Source organism: Pseudomonas sp. R45(2017), from assembly GCF_002112305.1.
Taxonomy (GTDB): domain Bacteria; phylum Pseudomonadota; class Gammaproteobacteria; order Pseudomonadales; family Pseudomonadaceae; genus Aquipseudomonas; species Aquipseudomonas paraglycinae.
The window spans coordinates 361,429-376,684 of the sequence record NZ_NEHH01000002.1 but is presented as its reverse complement, the minus strand read 5'-3'; the positions used below and the strand labels follow the sequence as shown (position 1 = coordinate 376,684).

The window sequence follows — 15,256 nt, the reverse complement described above, 5'->3', positions numbered from 1 at the left end:
GTTAGCCGACGGCGACAAACACGATAATCGGCCCGCACACCGCCAATAGCACATTGGAAATCGCGTAGCACACCGTGAAGCCAATCACCGGCGTGTTGCTGCCGGACTGCTCGATGATCTTGTTCATCGACGCCGCTTCGGTCTGTGCCCCGGCCAGCGCGCCAAACAGAATCATTGGGTGCAGGCGCAGCACGTAACGGCCGAAATACAGCGCCACCAGCGGCGGTAAAATCGTCACCACCGCGCCGGACAACAATAACGCCAAGCCTTGCTCTTTCATCGCAGCAAACGCCGCCGGCCCGGCGAGCAAACCCACCACTGCGCCGAACGCAGTCAGACCGAACTCGGAAAAAGCCCATTGCGCCGCTGGCGGCAGTGCACCGATTTCCGGGTGGCGCGAGTTATACCAGCCAATCACCAGAGCAGCGACCAGCACACCGCCACCAATGCCCAGCTCCACCGGGATCATGCCGATGTGGGTCGACAACAATCCCAACAGCGAGCCGAGTACCATTCCCAGAGTGTGCATAGCGATGTCGCTTTTGTAATTGTTCTTTCGGATGCGCCCGAGACGTTTGGCCAACGCTTCGACACTCGAGGTGCGACCGGTCAACGTAAGCACGTCACCCCGGCGTAGTACCGTGTTGGGCAGCAACGGCAGTTCGTACCCCTGTCGCGTAATGGTATTGAGGAAACACCCTAGTCGCCCATCAATGCCCAACCGGGCTCTGGCTTGATGAATGGTTGTGTCGGCGAACTCAGCCGAGGTCAGTACGATGTCCACTTCGCGGGTCGGAAAAGACAAGGATTCAGGGTGATCGATCTCCGGACCAACCCAATGGCTGAGCGTGCCGACCGCGTCGCGCAAGGCATACACGCCAAGGACATCGCCGGCCATGAGGACGAAATTTTCATCGCGCTCGATGATCTGTCCTGCCCGCACCACGCGCTCGACGGTCAATGAGTCATGCAACTTCTCAAAATCAACGATGCGCTGGCCATCCGCTTGGCCATTGCTCGCCACCTGGTGAGCCCGAACGACGATGCGGGTGTAGGGCACGGTGATCGCCTCCTCTTCCTTGGCGATGCCCAGTTCCAGCTCCAGTTCGCGCGCCGATTCGCGCAGGTTCACCCCGAGTAGCTTGGGCGCAATGCTGCCGACAAACACGATCAAACCAATAGTGCCGAACAGGTAAGTAATGGCGTAGGCAATGGCCATGTGACTGTTGAGTTGCGCCTTGGCAGCGGCATCAATCGTCAATTGGTTGATTGCGCTAGTCGCTGTGCCCATGATCGCCGTGTCGGTCAGCGCGCCAGCACCAAGTCCTGCAGTAAACCCGGCGTCGAAATCGAACACCGCATACATCAGCAGAATTGCACCCAGGGCGGTGGCACACAGCACCACCGATAGCAGTACCAGTTTCATCGTGCCGCGATTAAGGCTGCCGAAAAACTCCGGACCACTCTTGAAGCCGACGGCGTAGATGAACATCACGAAAAACACCGATTTCAGCCCCGCCGGCACTTCCAGACCAATTTGCCCAATCAACAGACCCATCAGCAACGCACCAGCCACGGAACCGAGGTGAAAACTGCCGATGTGAATCCGGCCGACAAACACGCCCAGGGCAATCGCGAGGAACACGGCGATCTCCGGATCAGTGCGTAGCGCGTGCAGAATGAAATCGAGCATGTCGCGGACTCCTTGCAACGGTCACTGATTCTTCGGTGGTTGCGCCGGTGCGGTGTACCACTGGTCCTTCGGCACCCACTTCTCTTGTTGCGGATCGCCCAGATAGTGCGGCGACATGATCTGCACGCTGTACTCGTTGAACACATCCTGAATATTTGCGTGCAGCATACTGAGCAGCTCGGCACGCGGACGCGGCTGGCTGGGAATCGCCTGAGCGACGAGCCGGTACTCTGGATAAAAATCGGACAAGGCCGTCTGGAAAACTTGTGGGGGGGGATTTTCAACTACACCGGGCGTGCGTCTCGCAGCCTCCAGCAACATGCCTTCCACCTGGCGCCAAGGTGTGTCGTACCCGATGGTTACCACGGTATCTACCACATACCCTGGACCCTGGACGGTACGTGAGTAGTTTTTTGTTACAGCACCGGTGATCATCGAATTCGGTAAGGTGAGTACTTCTCCAAGACCAGTGCGAATACTGGTAGTAAACATGCCAAGCTCGGTCACCGTACCTTCATATTCGCCAATCCTCACGAACTCGCCGGGTCGCAGGGTGCGCGTATAGGTCAGGATCAGTCCAGCTGCCGCCTGACCGACTACGCTAGTCGCGCCCAAAGAAATCATCAGACCGATCAGCACGGACAGTCCTTTAAACGCGTCGGTACCGGCCCCGGGTAAATACGGATAGGCCATTGCCAATGCGAATAGCCAAATCGCCAGTGAGGTGAGTCGCTGGGTCGGGTGCAGGGTCTCGTGGTTCAGCCAGCTGAATGTTCCTGGTGTCGCCATGCGTCTGAGCACACGCCGACTGAAAACAGTTGCTCCTCGAGCCATGAAAAAGATTGCCAAGGCAATCACAAGTCCAGGAACCGCGTCGATGATGGCCTGAAGCAAATAGCTCGCGACCTCAACCAGGTAACTGTTGAGGCTTTCGCCCCAAGGGCGGGTGTAGGGAAAGCGTGACAGGACAAAACCCAGCCACTCGTAAGTCAGCAGCAGGATCACCAGCCAGCGCACGAGCCAAAACAGTCGATTGACCAGCGAATACAGGTAATTGGCATCAACTAACTGAATGCGACCTACCCGCAGCGCTTGTGTATGGCGATGCATCAACTCGGGTAATTTGCGCAGCAATTTCTTGCGCAGCCAGGCAATTCCCCAGAGCAACACGAAGTAAATGCCTGTAGCAATCGCTACTGCGCCAAGCGACCGCACCATAAGTTTCAGACTACGGGCTTCGCCAGTTTCCGCGACAACCTGACGCAATTTCTCGGCAGCGGCCTCTGCTGCCAATTGCACCGAGGGGTACTGGAGATTGTCGACGTCTTTGGGTGAAACGATGAACGCGCGCTTGGTCCCCAGCAATATCAGGTAACTGTCCTGAATAGAGTCAATGCTGACTGCAAGATCGTCGGCTTCTTCCAATGCTTCGCTGATCACTGCTTTTGCGCGCTTGACTCGAGACGTTGGTGCCTCCCCAAGCAATGTAGCGCGAAAGACCATGATACTGCGGTTCGCAACCTTGAGTTCAACAGCCTGCTCAGCCGACGCGCCATTCTCATCAGCCCAAACGAGCGCAGACCAGACGACGCTGAAAACGATCATCATCAGCACAGAAAACCGGTTCTGCATGCGTCTGTTCCTTAGGCATCAGGCATGAGTTCGTGAACTACAAAACGCAGCGTAGTTCAGCGATGAACGGTTGTCAGATATGAACACCCAGCTTTTTTCGCACATTTGGTGCCCACAAATATGCGGTCATGACGACGAATCGGAATTCGCCCACTACGCTGGCTGGGGTAAACGCGTTGATGCAAATTTGCCGGTTGGTTACATACAAGGAAGATCATCATGTCCAGGCCGAGTCTACTGATGTTGCCGCTGACCTTGGCGTTACTGCACAGCGGTTTGATCTTTGCAGAAGATTCCGCCGAACTTGCCAAACAAGCACTCAACCCCGTCGCCGCAATGTACAGCCTGCCCGTGCAATACAACTGGGATCAAAAGATAGGTCCCACCGGCAAAGGAATGCAAAGCGTCACCAACATTCAACCGGTGCTACCGTTTACCCTGAACGAAAACTGGAACCTGATTTCCCGAACCATCCTGCCAGTGATCGACCAACATGGTCTTGCTGCAGGTGGCGCAGCCGACAAGTCCGGCGTGGGTGACATTACCCAGAGCTTTTTCTTTTCCCCAAAAAAATCCACCGACAGCGGCTGGATACTCGGCGCGGGCCCTGCTCTGCTGATTCCAACCGGTAGTGATGAACTGCTGAGCAGCAAGCAATGGGCGGCCGGGCCTACGATCGTAGCGCTCAAGCAAGCCAATGGCTGGACGCATGGAGTCCTCGCCAACCACCTATGGGGGCTAGAAGGTAGCCCGCCAGATGACAAGGACAAGGTCAATCAAACTTTCCTGCAACCGTTCCTTTCCTACACCACGAGCCAATTCACGACGTATGGCATTAATGGCGAGTCCACCTATAACTGGCGGCAAAAAGAATGGTCGGTTCCGATCAATCTTACGGTTACTCAATTGTTGAAAATCGGTGGCCACCCGCTGACAGTCCAGGCCGGGCCACGTTACTGGGTCGATAGTTCCGAAGACGGTCCTGAGGGGTGGGGATTTCGCGCGGCAATCACCTTTTTATTTCCGCGTTGACTATTGTTTTGTGCCGCTTATCCCAAAAGCGAGGCTCAAGATCGGGCAAATATCCAGTGCTGGACTATCGTCCTTATGGTTGTCGAATTGTGCTGTTCATTTCTGGACCCAGCTGAACTTACGCACCGCATTCGCAGCATAAACAGGACCGCATCTGACATAAAAGTCGCATTTGTGCGACCCACCGGCCAAGGAGCCAGTCTTATGACTAGCGTACGCAAGTGGTTACCCAAATTCGCCATCGTGGCGACCTCGCTCATTACGTTGTCTACAGCCGTTTCAGCCGCCGATAAACCTAACATCCTCGTAATTTTTGGCGATGACGTTGGGCAGACCAACATCAGTGCTTATTCCCATGGAGTCGTGGGCTATAAGACGCCAAACATCGACCGGATTGCCAAAGAAGGCATGATGTTCACTGACTACTATGCGGAGAACAGTTGCACCGCCGGGCGTTCGACATTCATCACCGGTCAATCACCACTGCGTACCGGACTTTCCAAAGTTGGTATGCCGGGTGTTCCAGTCGGGCTGCAAGCAAGGGACGTCACGATCGCTCAAGCGCTGAAAGCAAAGGGTTATGCGACTGGACAATTTGGCAAGAACCATTTGGGCGATAAGGACGAATACCTTCCCACCAACCATGGCTTCGATGAGTTCTTCGGCAACCTCTACCACCTCAATGCCGAAGAAGAGCCCGAGCGCGAACTGTGGCCAAAAGACGATGCGGCCTTCGTCAAGGCTGCCTCTCCTCGTGGCGTAATCCACAGCTTTGCCGACGGCAAGATCGAAGATACCGGGCCGTTGAACAAAAAGCGTATGGAAACCATCGATGACGAGACCACTCAGGCCGCCATCAACTTCATGGACAAACAAGCGAAGGCCGATAAACCGTTTTTCGTCTGGATGAACACCACGCGTATGCACGCATTCACCCATGTGCGTGAGTCGATGAGGGGCCAAAGTGGCATGCCGGGCAATGAGTACGCTGACGGCATGCTGGAACACGATGGTGATGTAGGCAAGCTGCTTAAAGCAGTTGATGATCTGAAAATTGCCGACAACACGATCGTGGTCTACACCACTGACAACGGCCCGAACCAATGGTCTTGGCCGGACGCTGCAACGACTCCGTTCCGTAACGAGAAAAACTCTAACTGGGAGGGTGCATACCGCGTGCCGGCGATTGTGCGCTGGCCTGGAAAAATCAAGGCCGACACGGTTTCTACTCAGATGATGTCCGGCTTGGACTGGTTTCCGACATTGCTTGCCGCAACGGGCGATACCGATATCAAGGAACGCCTGCTGAAGGGGGCTGACGTCGGTGGAAAGAACTTCAAGGTTCATCTGGACGGCTACAACCAGCTTGATTTTCTGACCGGTAAAACTGACAAGAGCGCACGGAACGACTTCTACTACTTCAGTGATGATGGTGATTTGGTAGCCATGCGTTACGACAACTGGAAGTTCGTCTTCTGTGAACAACGTGCACCGGGTGGATTCAAAGTGTGGAGCGAACCTTTCACCTGCCTGCGCGTACCTAAAATTTTCAATCTGCGCATGGACCCTTACGAGCGCGCCGACGTTGTCTCCGATCAGTACTACGACTGGGTAGCGAAGAACGATTTCCTGATCTTTCAGGGCATCAGTAAAGCCGCAGCTTTCCTGCAGACCTTCGTAGATTATCCGCCAAGCCAACGCCCTGCCAGTTTCAGTATCGATCAGGTCAGGGCTGACGTAGACAAGAAAATCGAGGAGAAAATGAAACAGCAAAAATAATAAAAGCTGCCTTCCAAGCGTCCGCCTGATGGCGGACGTTTTGGTTTCTGGACCGAGTAGCTCAACTGATCATGGATTGAAGGAAGAAAAGCAGTGGAAAGAAAGACTTTAGTTGCCAGCTTTTTGTTATTCACGCCTGCGTTTGGAATGAGTTCCGTACTACTTGCGGCCGAGGGTGGCGTCGGGCGTCCGATTACGGGCCAACAGGTATTTTCCAACGCGGGGGTAGTGCCACCGGAACCTGGCTGGATCATGTCATTGACCAGCATCTGGTACGACGGTGATCTCAAGGGCAATAAGGGCGTGCCAATAGTCGGCAGAATTGGTGGGGATCTGGATATGAAAGTGTCCTATACCATCGCCAATTTCACCCATGTATGGGATACCGGAAAAGGTCGATGGAACTATGCATCGGCTATTGGCGTGCCGATGCAATATACCGATGTAACCGTGGACATTACCCAGCCTCGGGGTCGCGTGCTGGGGGCAGAAGACACGGGAACACAGTTTGCCGATATTCTCGTGACACCCATCGCTGCCGGCTATCACTTCGACGCGCAAAACCACATCTCCTTTTCCCTTCCTGTTTACCTCCCGACGGGTGCCTATAACGATAATCGCTTGGCCAATCCTGGCCAGAATAATTACACGTTTATGCCCACCTTAGCCTTCACCCACCTCGACGGCTCGGGCGGCGAAATTACGCTGTCCTCCGGATTGGAGTTTTACACCGAAAACGATGCGACCGACTATCGCAATGGCAACATTTTCACCTTAGATGCACTCTGGACGCAGGGGTTCGGCAAAGGCTGGAGCGCAGGCATCGTCGGAGGGTATGTGCAGCAAGTTACCGACGACAAAGGCCAGACTGCTGAGTTATTCGGAGGCTATCGCGGTCGCGCCGTGGGAGCCGGCCCGGTGATCGGTTGGGCCGGTAAATTCAATGATGCCAGAGTGAATGTCAGTGCACGCTGGGTACCGGAGTTCGATACCAAAAATAGGCCGGAGGGCAACGGTTTCGCGGTCAATTTGACGCTGGCTTTCTTTTAAGCAAAGTTATTCTCGGCAACCGATTACGTGAAGAACGAGTCAGATTGAAAATGACTCAGTAAAATTTATGTGTATCGACGGTCTGGATGTCAATGCCATTCCAAGTAAGAACCCGTCAATCCTGTAATTAAAGTCTATTACTACGTCCTCATCGGCCGAACTGGGGCGGTATTTTATAAGTCACCATGGGACGGCTAGCAAATTATAGCTTCTCTACTACTTCACACGTTGTAAAATCTAGCGCGCGTCGGCTGCCTGGAGCCGACTTGACAGTTAAAGGGGATCGCCGTGACGAAATCAGCCGATCAAGAACAGCTTCACCCTGCTCCTCTTTGACGGCAAAAGCGTTGCATATGCATCAAATGGAACAGGCACTGCCACCGTGCTTTTCAAGGTGGCGCTGATGTTCTTCATCTGCCCTTTGAAACTCACCCAGTGGCAGGATCACCGTAGCCACTGGCTTGTCCAACTGGCCACTGGAGTCCAGTTGCTGCCTGGCGACAAGCGCCAGTCGGGCCTGTTCGGCACTGTTGAAAAACAGCGCGGAACGGTATTTCGCCCCGACGTACGCACCCTGCCGGTCGATTGACGTGGGATAATGAAGCTTCCGCTCCCCAGAAACAGCCGGCACCCAATGTCGCCTGCTCTGACAGAACGTCGCCTGAAAAATCACTCATGCGCGGCCTCCTCACCCTTTAGATACTGCAGGTGCAAATGCAACTGGGCGATATGCTCCGGACCGATTCCACAGCATCCGCCGACAATGCTGGCCCCTGCGGCAACCCATGACTTCGACCAGTCCAGGTAGGACTCGGGGCCCAGGTCACGACGAATGTCCAACAAATCGCTATTGGCCTCGGCTTTGGCACTGACAGGGGGGAAAGCATTGGCATAAACCCCCAGTTCGACAGGATGATCCAGGTTTTCAATCACAGCGCGTGCCTCAATCAAAGCCGCGGCCATCACTTCCGGCTGGCTGCAATTGAAGAGCACCGCCTTGGCCCCCAGTTCGGCCGCCACGCGAACCGCATCGGCAACGGCCTCGTTTGAGCGTAATCGCGGCTCCCGGCCCTCTTCGTCCAACAGCGTGAATGATACCCAAAGTGGCGCGGGATCCGTTCCGCGGGCTTCGGCCACCGCCCGCACTTCAGCAATGGAGCTTTGCGTTTCGGCCAGCCAAACATCGACGTGCGTTCGCAATCCGGCAATCAGTTCGCGGTGGATCGCTACTGAACGCTGATGATCGAACAGATCCGGCCGGTAGGACCCCAACGCCGGCGGCAACGAACCGGCCACGGTGACCGCATCGGTACTTTCGCCGGCGGCCTGCCGCGCCAGCCGTCCGGCGCGCTCAGCCAGCGCTCTTCCCTGCTCGGCAAATCGCTCATCGCCAATATGAAAAGGCACCACCGCATAGCTGTTGGTGGTGATGATCCGGGCGCCCGCTGTCACGAACGCCTGATGCGCCTGCAGCACATACTCGGGCGCTTCGATCAGTGCGAGGGCCGACCATTCCGGTTGACGGAACGGCGCGCCGATTCGCTTCAACTCGCGCCCCATGCCACCATCGAGTACACGTACGTTCGCTCTGGTCATTGGGCTGAACTCACTTGCTGCGCCTGCCCTGCAAACCACTGGTCAACAGTAGAAGGGTTGGCTTGAACCCAGGCCTTGGCGGCGACGTCTGCTGGCTGTTTTTCCTTTTCGATCTTCTGGATCAGTCCGTTCAACTGTGCCGGGTCGATGGCGAAATTGTGCAGAAACTCGGCAATTTTCGGTGCGCGCTTTTGCAGTGCGGTGGAAGCCAGGACGTACACCTTGGCATCCGGGAAGGCGCAGGTGATGTGGCTCTTGTTCAGCCAGTCAGGATCGACGGTCGGGCTGACAAATTTCCAGCAGCCATCCGCCTTGTAGAGAGGATCTTCTTTTTTGTTGTCCTGGGCGTAGCCATCGAACGCGGGTTCTTCCAGGCGACGCAGATCATAGGCCGAGAAAATCCAGTCAGGGGTGTAGGCGTAGAACACCACGCCGCGTTGCGCCTTGTAAGCCGAGGCCAGTTTGGCGTAGGTCACCGGGGCTTCCGTCGACACGGACTCGAATTTATCGGCGAAGCCGTAATCCTTGGCCTTGATCTGGCCGATATAGGTCGACTCCCAGCCCGCCGGCCCCACCAGCAGTTCGGCCTTGCCGCCGCCCACTGGCTCGAAGAGCTTGGCCACTTCCGGTTTTTTCAGGTCGTAGATCGATTTGACGCCGTACTTGTCTTGCAGATAACCGGGAATGTAGAAGCCTTGTTCGCCGGCATAAGGGTGAGCATTGGGCACCAGTGAGCGGGTGCCGCCGGTGACGTACTTGGCCCACGCCGCCGACTGATTGGGCAGCCAGATGTCCGTCAGCACATCCACAGAACCGTCGCCCTTGGCCGCCGCACTGAAAAGCACCGGCACGTCCCCGGCCAGATACGACACATCACCGTCCAGACGACTTTTGATCACCTCACCCAAAATGTGTTGAATGGCGATGGCCCCCGTCCAGTTCTGCTCGCCAATGACAATTTTGTCCTTGGCCATCACGCTGGCCGGCACGATCAGGGAGGCCAGCACTGCAGCCGCACTCAAGTTACGCAATAGATGTTTTGCCACGATAAGTCTCACAGTTCAGTTATGCAGATGGTCTTGCTTGCGCAAGCTCGATTGAATGATTCGATCGGGGATCAATGCACACAGCACGATCGCCACGCCGGCCAGCACGCCCTCGCCGCCCTTGATATTGCGCAACGCCGTCATAACGTCGTAACCCAACCCTCCAGCGCCGATCAGGGCAGCAACCACCACCATCGACAGGCTCATGACAATGGTCTGATTGATCCCCAGCAACAGTGATCTTCGCGCCAGCGGCAGTTGCACCTTCACCAGGGTTTGCCAAGGGTTCGCTCCATGGGCGATTGCCGCTTCCACGGCATCCTTCGGGACTTCCTGAATGCCCAGGGACGTCAGACGAATCATCGGTGCCAGGGCAAAAATCACCGTCGCAATGACTGCCGGGGTCTTGCCCACCGAGAAGAACGCCACAGCGGGAATCAGGTAGACAAAGGTCGGCAGGGTCTGCATGACATCCAGCAAGGGCGTGAGCAGCCTGCGGGCAAACGGCCGCTTCGCCAGCAAAATGCCGGTGGGTACGCCGATCACCAGTGCGATCAGCACCGACGAACCAACCAGCGCCAGCGTGGCAATTGTCCGCTCCCAAAACCCGAACAGGCCGATATACAACAACGCTGCGCTGCTGGTGAGCGCCAGGGCCAGGCCCGCCGAGCGCCAGGCCAGCAATCCCAGCGCCAGCGCGCAAACCGGCCAGGGCAGCCAACCGAGCAGGGATTCGATTCCTTCAATGACCGTGCGAACCGCAACGATCACGCCGACAAAAGCGCTCTCGAACGTCACCTGTGACCAACCGATAAAGTCATCCACGCTCTGTGCAGTCAGTAACAGCGCCTGGCGGCTGGCCGGGAACTGCAAGAACGCCTGGGTGGTATCGGGCGTCAACACGCGCCAGATCACCAATGCCTGACTGACCAGCAGCACCGCCAGCGGCAACGCCCAACTCGAAACGGCGCGCCGCACCGGTTGACGGCTCAGCGAATACGCGGTGAAACGACTGGCCGCCAGCACGGCCAATCCCACCACGACCGATATCCAGGATGCGCTCGCAATGCCTTGCACCGCAGTGGCCAGAGCCGCGAGTTCTGCGGCGAACCCGAGCCAGAACAACCCGCCTCGGCCCCGCGCCGCCAGCGCTGCCGGCCCGAGCAACAAGGCTTACCAGCCGCGCAAGCCCGGCTGAACCGGTTGCTCCTTCGGTGCCGTTTCGGGAACCTGACGTACCGCGCCACCGGCATCGTGCAATACCGGTGCGGCTGGAAGGCAATCGCGGAAAAAATCCGCGACCTCAGCATCGGCCGGCGTCTCGAGCAGCTGTTTCGGGGTGCCCGACTGCACCAGACGTCCCTGGCGCAATACCGCTATCCGATCAGCGAGACGGACCGCTTCGGCAGGATCGTGGGTGACCAGCAACGTGGTGATCCCGCGCTCGCGTACCAAGGCCAGAAAATGCCTTTGCAGGTCTCGCCGGATGGTCGGATCCAGTGCGCTGAAAGGCTCGTCCATCAGGAGAATATCCGGATCAGTCACCAATGCCCGCGCAAGACCGACCCTTTGCTGCATACCGCCGGACAACTCGTGGGGATAATGCTCGCCCCATCCCTCAAGGCCCATCGCCTGTAACTGTCGGGTGGCCGCTGCGTGCCGGACGGCCTCGGATTCGCCGCGCAACTCCAGAGGCAGCGCAACGTTGTCCAGCACCGTGCGATGGGGCAAAAGACCAAAATGCTGGAACACCATGCCGATTCGCCGCGAGCGCAAATCCCGCAACGCTTTGTGGCTCAGGCCGCTGATAGCCTGACCTTCAATCAAGACCTCACCGCTGGTGGGTTCGATCAAACGATTGATATGACGAAGCAAGGTCGATTTGCCGCTGCCGGAGGTGCCCATCAGGCACAGCACTTCGCCGCGCCGGACCTTCAAGCTGACATGGTTGACAGCCGGCAACGGCGATCCGCCCTTGCGCAGATAAGCTTTAGTGACGCCTCGCAGTTCGAGGACAACATCGCCCTCCTCGGCGCTATCGTCGGTGGGTGGGGCCAATCGTTCAGGCAAGTCGACTTGTACCGTTGCCAAAGAGGTTTTAATAAGTGTCACGAGGGCTCCCGGCACCGAACCGCTGACGGCCAGATATGTGGCCGTTCCAGGGTAAAAAATGGACAAAAGCCTCGGGCGATGACCGCGGACAGGGTTGGCCTGAGGCAAAAAAACGCCGCAAGCGAGGCGCTGCACGTTTTCTTTGCTAAAAGCTAAACGATCTTAAAAAGATTAAATAAATATCTTTTTGGAATGAGCTTAGGCTTTCCCGCCCGGTTTCCGGAGGTGCGTTTTAAAGCGATGTGGTTTTGCTGCGTGCCGACGGCCGGACGTGCTGCACACCGATAACGATCCTGTATCGCAGGTCCAAAGCCGTGCCGGTCAACGCTTGATCGACTCATCGACGGGCTGACGTCCAGCAGCAGACTCAGCCCGGTTTTGATGGAGTGTTCCGCGCCCATTCGGATGGCCGGGCTTCGCAGATTGACTGACGGTTGGCTGCTTCACCAGGGAACTGCCGGTGCCAGGCATCGTCCGAGCTTAAGCGTTTAAGCAAACTGCTCGCCACGAGGTTTCCGTTTGAAAGCTGCCATCGTCAAAAAATACCGCCTGATCATCAAGACCCTGGGCTACGTGGGCTGGTCTCTGTTCTGGTTGCTGCTGTGGGACATCGCCGTCACCGTCGACTTCATGCTGTTCCTCAACGCCAAGCTGAACCTGCCGCTGATGCCGCTGACCTTGCTGGGTTCGGCGTTGATCGTATTGATCAGTTTTCGCAACAGCAGCGCCTACAACCGCTGGTGGGAAGCGCGGACGTTGTGGGGGGCGATGATCAACAACTCCCGCAGCTTCGCCCGGCAGGTGCTGACGCTGCTGGACGACGCCGGCGGCGAGGTGAATCCGGTCAAATCCACTCTGCTGCGTCGCCACGTCGCGTATGTGAACTGCCTCGCCGCGCATCTGCAAGGCCAGCCTTGTCCTGACGAGGTGCGGGCGTTTATTCCCGCCGAAGAGTTCGCCCGCAGTGGCACGACCAATAACTTTGCCAACGATATTCTCACCGGCTCCGCGACTTTGCTCGCCAAGGAATACAAGGCCGGGCATCTGGACAGTATTCGCCTGGCGCGGCTCGAGTCGACGCTGGTCGACCTGTCCAACAGTCAGGGCGGCATGGAGCGGATCGCCAATACCCCGCTGCCCTACCCTTACGTCTATTTTCCGCGGCTGTTTATTTCGCTGTTCTGCCTGATCGTGCCGGTGGGACTGGTCGAATCCCTGGGCTGGTTTACGCCGCTGGCGTCGACCGTGGTGGGATTCATGCTGCTGGCCATCGAACGCATCGGCACCGATCTGCAAAGCCCGTTTCGCCACAGCGAACACCAGATTCAAATGGAAGCACTGTGCGAAACCATTGAAAAGAACTTGCAGTCGATGCAACGTGATTCGTTGGGTGATGTGCGCAGGCTTGAAGAGCACGCGTGAGGCGCTGCTTTAGCAGCAGCGCGATAGCGGGTCTCCCCTTTTCTTTATCAGGTGCAGAGCGACTATTGATGAGACGAGCGGATTAACTGACCAGTGTGCGCTCCAGGCCAGCCTTGGTGTTTCAGTTCGCGATCCTCGGCGCCTTCTCTTCATCGTCATAATGGCGGCGAAGAAATTCGCGGACCAGGGCGGCAGTTCGTCCAGCGCTGGTCACCACAAAGAAATGTCCCTCGCCCTCCAGAACGCGAAGTTCTGAATGTCGGATTGTGCGGCGCAGGATATGGCCGTTGTACGCCTGTATTAACGGATCGCGGTCGCCGGCAAGAATCAGCGTGCGTTGAAGCATCCGGGACAAGCGAAGCAGGCTTGTCCATCCGATCAAGGCTGCGAGCTGGAAATAGTAGGTTTGCGGATTAACAGAGAGCATGCCTTTCATCACACCGAACCGCAGCAGCGTCTGAACTGAATGGCCGGATCTTTCTTGCTTGTGCGGGATGGGAGGTAAGGGGTCAACCCAAAGCCGTATCGAGAAACATCATGACCCCGAAACCGAGCATCAACCCCAAGGTTGCAGGTGTCTCATGACCATTGCGATGGGTCTCGGGAATGACCTCATGGGACACCACAAAAATCATCGCGCCCGCCGCCAGACCGAGCGCTATAGGATATCCCAATGCGAAGCTGCTCGAAATCCCCAAGCCGACGATCGCGCCTACGGGCTCCATCAACCCTGAGCCCACCGCAATAAGCGCAGCGCGAAGCGCTGAAATCCCGGTCACGCGTAACGCAAGGGCCACAGCCAGGCCTTCGGGAATGTCTTGAATGGCGATGGCAGTGGTTAGCGGCAATCCCACCTTCATGTCGCCATTGGCAAAGCTCACTCCAATGGCCATCCCCTCCGGCAGGTTATGCAGCGTGATTGCCAGAACAAACAGCCATACGCGATTGATGCGCTGCACCTCGGGCCCACGGCGACCGCTTTTCTCATGTTCGTGAGGCACGAAGCGATCCAGACCGATCATCAGCGCTACCCCCAATCCCAATCCTGCAACGACGACACAGGCTGCGAGCAGCTGGTTACCGCAGAGCTCCTGGGCGGCTTCGATACCCGGAAGAATGAGCGAAAACGAACTGGCGGCCAGCATCATCCCGGCAGCGAAGCCCAGCATGATGTCCTGCGTTCTGGCGGCGATATCACGTAACGCGATCGCTGCCACCGCACCTATGGCCGTCGCAGCGAAGCCTGACATGCCGCCGAGAAATGCAAAGTGCAGATTTTGTTTGTTGGCGCCGACGAAGGCACCATACCCGCTGATCAGCAAGTAAAGCGTCACGCCAATCAGAATTGACCAGAAGGCTAGCCCGCCCCATCCGGATTTTGAGAACCGAACAAACCGTGAGCGAAGTGTTGCGCCATATGAGGTCAACGGCTCGGACATCGCACCCTCCTGTTGTCTTGAGATGAAAAAACCGCACGCCCTTTGGCGTGCGGTCACGTCGTTAAGGTTGTGGTTCGCCTTTCACACCCGCCCCCAGGTCCGCACCCGTGATCGGATTGCTGTCTGGGTCGGACATCGCCCTGGCTTCGTCGGCAATAGACATGAGCTGAATGACCTCAGTGATAATCCTTACCGGCGACCGCACGCAGATAGGCCGCATCTGCCTCCCTTCTCAGGTCACGCCATTCGGAATCGGTCAACATACCCAACCGATGCATCTCATCAGACTGGCGCAATAGTTCCTCGTGATAGGCATCGGGACACTCCATGCGTAACGCTCGGTTCTCCAATGCACGATGCCAGGCATCCAGGGCTTTCAATCTGGATTCCTGCTCAAGCGTCAGTTGATTCTTGAAAGCATTCATTTCACCCACCCCGTACATTTCCCGGTTGAG

Annotated in this window: 12 protein-coding genes and 1 pseudogene; 4 read left to right on the top strand and 9 right to left on the bottom strand. The window is 56.9% G+C overall.

From position 1 onward, the window contains the following. Nucleotide 1: 1 nt before the first annotated feature. Together aspT and CAF74_RS06035 are read right to left on the bottom strand one after the other, a co-directional pair. Nucleotides 2-1,693, bottom strand: coding sequence for an aspartate-alanine antiporter (gene aspT / locus CAF74_RS06040; protein ID WP_085745668.1), 1,692 nt, complete (start codon nucleotides 1,691-1,693; stop codon nucleotides 2-4). A 21-nt stretch (nucleotides 1,694-1,714) separates the two neighbouring features. Further along, nucleotides 1,715-3,325, bottom strand: coding sequence for a mechanosensitive ion channel family protein (locus CAF74_RS06035; RefSeq protein WP_085745667.1), 1,611 nt, complete (start codon nucleotides 3,323-3,325; stop codon nucleotides 1,715-1,717). 240 nt (nucleotides 3,326-3,565) lie between these two features. Between CAF74_RS06035 and CAF74_RS06030 the strand changes: the two genes are divergently transcribed. The 3 genes from CAF74_RS06030 to CAF74_RS06020 all read left to right on the top strand — a co-directional run bounded on the left by CAF74_RS06030 (nucleotide 3,566) and on the right by CAF74_RS06020 (nucleotide 7,186). Next, entirely contained in the window at nucleotides 3,566-4,357 is a 792-nt protein-coding gene (locus CAF74_RS06030) for a transporter (RefSeq protein WP_256578347.1), read from the top strand. Nucleotides 4,358-4,561: 204 nt separating this feature from the next. Further along, the gene (locus CAF74_RS06025) at nucleotides 4,562-6,136 is read left to right on the top strand and encodes an arylsulfatase (protein WP_085745665.1); all 1,575 of its coding nucleotides are present in this window, start codon (nucleotides 4,562-4,564) and stop codon (nucleotides 6,134-6,136) included. Nucleotides 6,137-6,283: 147 nt separating this feature from the next. Next, complete coding sequence (locus tag CAF74_RS06020; protein WP_085745858.1) at nucleotides 6,284-7,186, top strand: transporter; 903 nt, start codon at nucleotides 6,284-6,286, stop codon at nucleotides 7,184-7,186. A 358-nt stretch (nucleotides 7,187-7,544) separates the two neighbouring features. On the opposite strand, the gene CAF74_RS06015 is transcribed toward CAF74_RS06020, so the two are convergent. The 4 genes and pseudogenes from CAF74_RS06015 to CAF74_RS06000 all read right to left on the bottom strand — a co-directional run bounded on the left by CAF74_RS06015 (nucleotide 7,545) and on the right by CAF74_RS06000 (nucleotide 11,898). Then, the gene (locus CAF74_RS06015) at nucleotides 7,545-7,817 is read right to left on the bottom strand and encodes a peptide-methionine (S)-S-oxide reductase (protein WP_256578355.1); all 273 of its coding nucleotides are present in this window, start codon (nucleotides 7,815-7,817) and stop codon (nucleotides 7,545-7,547) included. Between the two features lie 38 nt (nucleotides 7,818-7,855). Beyond that, a complete protein-coding gene (locus CAF74_RS06010; protein ID WP_085745664.1) occupies nucleotides 7,856-8,782 on the bottom strand; it encodes a homocysteine S-methyltransferase family protein in 927 nt (308 codons plus the stop codon). Beyond that, on the bottom strand, nucleotides 8,779-9,756 hold the full coding sequence (locus CAF74_RS06005) for a glycine betaine ABC transporter substrate-binding protein (RefSeq protein ID WP_256578354.1): 978 nt from the start codon (nucleotides 9,754-9,756) through the stop codon (nucleotides 8,779-8,781). Before CAF74_RS06005 ends, CAF74_RS06010 begins: the two co-directional genes overlap by 4 nt. An 87-nt stretch (nucleotides 9,757-9,843) precedes the next feature. Further along, nucleotides 9,844-11,898, bottom strand: a pseudogene (locus CAF74_RS06000) (ATP-binding cassette domain-containing protein). A 561-nt stretch (nucleotides 11,899-12,459) separates the two neighbouring features. Here CAF74_RS06000 and CAF74_RS05995 point away from each other — a divergent pair. Next, nucleotides 12,460-13,362: a bestrophin family protein gene (locus CAF74_RS05995; RefSeq protein WP_039768508.1), complete on the top strand. Its 903-nt coding sequence runs from the start codon at nucleotides 12,460-12,462 to the stop codon at nucleotides 13,360-13,362. A 121-nt stretch (nucleotides 13,363-13,483) separates the two neighbouring features. Here CAF74_RS05995 and CAF74_RS05990 read toward each other — a convergent pair whose 3' ends face one another. From CAF74_RS05990 to CAF74_RS05980, 3 genes are all read right to left on the bottom strand, one after another. Then, nucleotides 13,484-13,798: an alpha/beta fold hydrolase gene (locus CAF74_RS05990; RefSeq protein ID WP_256578346.1), complete on the bottom strand. Its 315-nt coding sequence runs from the start codon at nucleotides 13,796-13,798 to the stop codon at nucleotides 13,484-13,486. A gap of 73 nt (nucleotides 13,799-13,871) precedes the next feature. Further along, nucleotides 13,872-14,801, bottom strand: coding sequence for a ZIP family metal transporter (locus CAF74_RS05985; RefSeq protein WP_085745661.1), 930 nt, complete (start codon nucleotides 14,799-14,801; stop codon nucleotides 13,872-13,874). A 176-nt stretch (nucleotides 14,802-14,977) separates the two neighbouring features. Next, complete coding sequence (locus CAF74_RS05980; RefSeq protein WP_176240473.1) at nucleotides 14,978-15,226, bottom strand: hypothetical protein; 249 nt, start codon at nucleotides 15,224-15,226, stop codon at nucleotides 14,978-14,980. Nucleotides 15,227-15,256 lie beyond the last annotated feature (30 nt).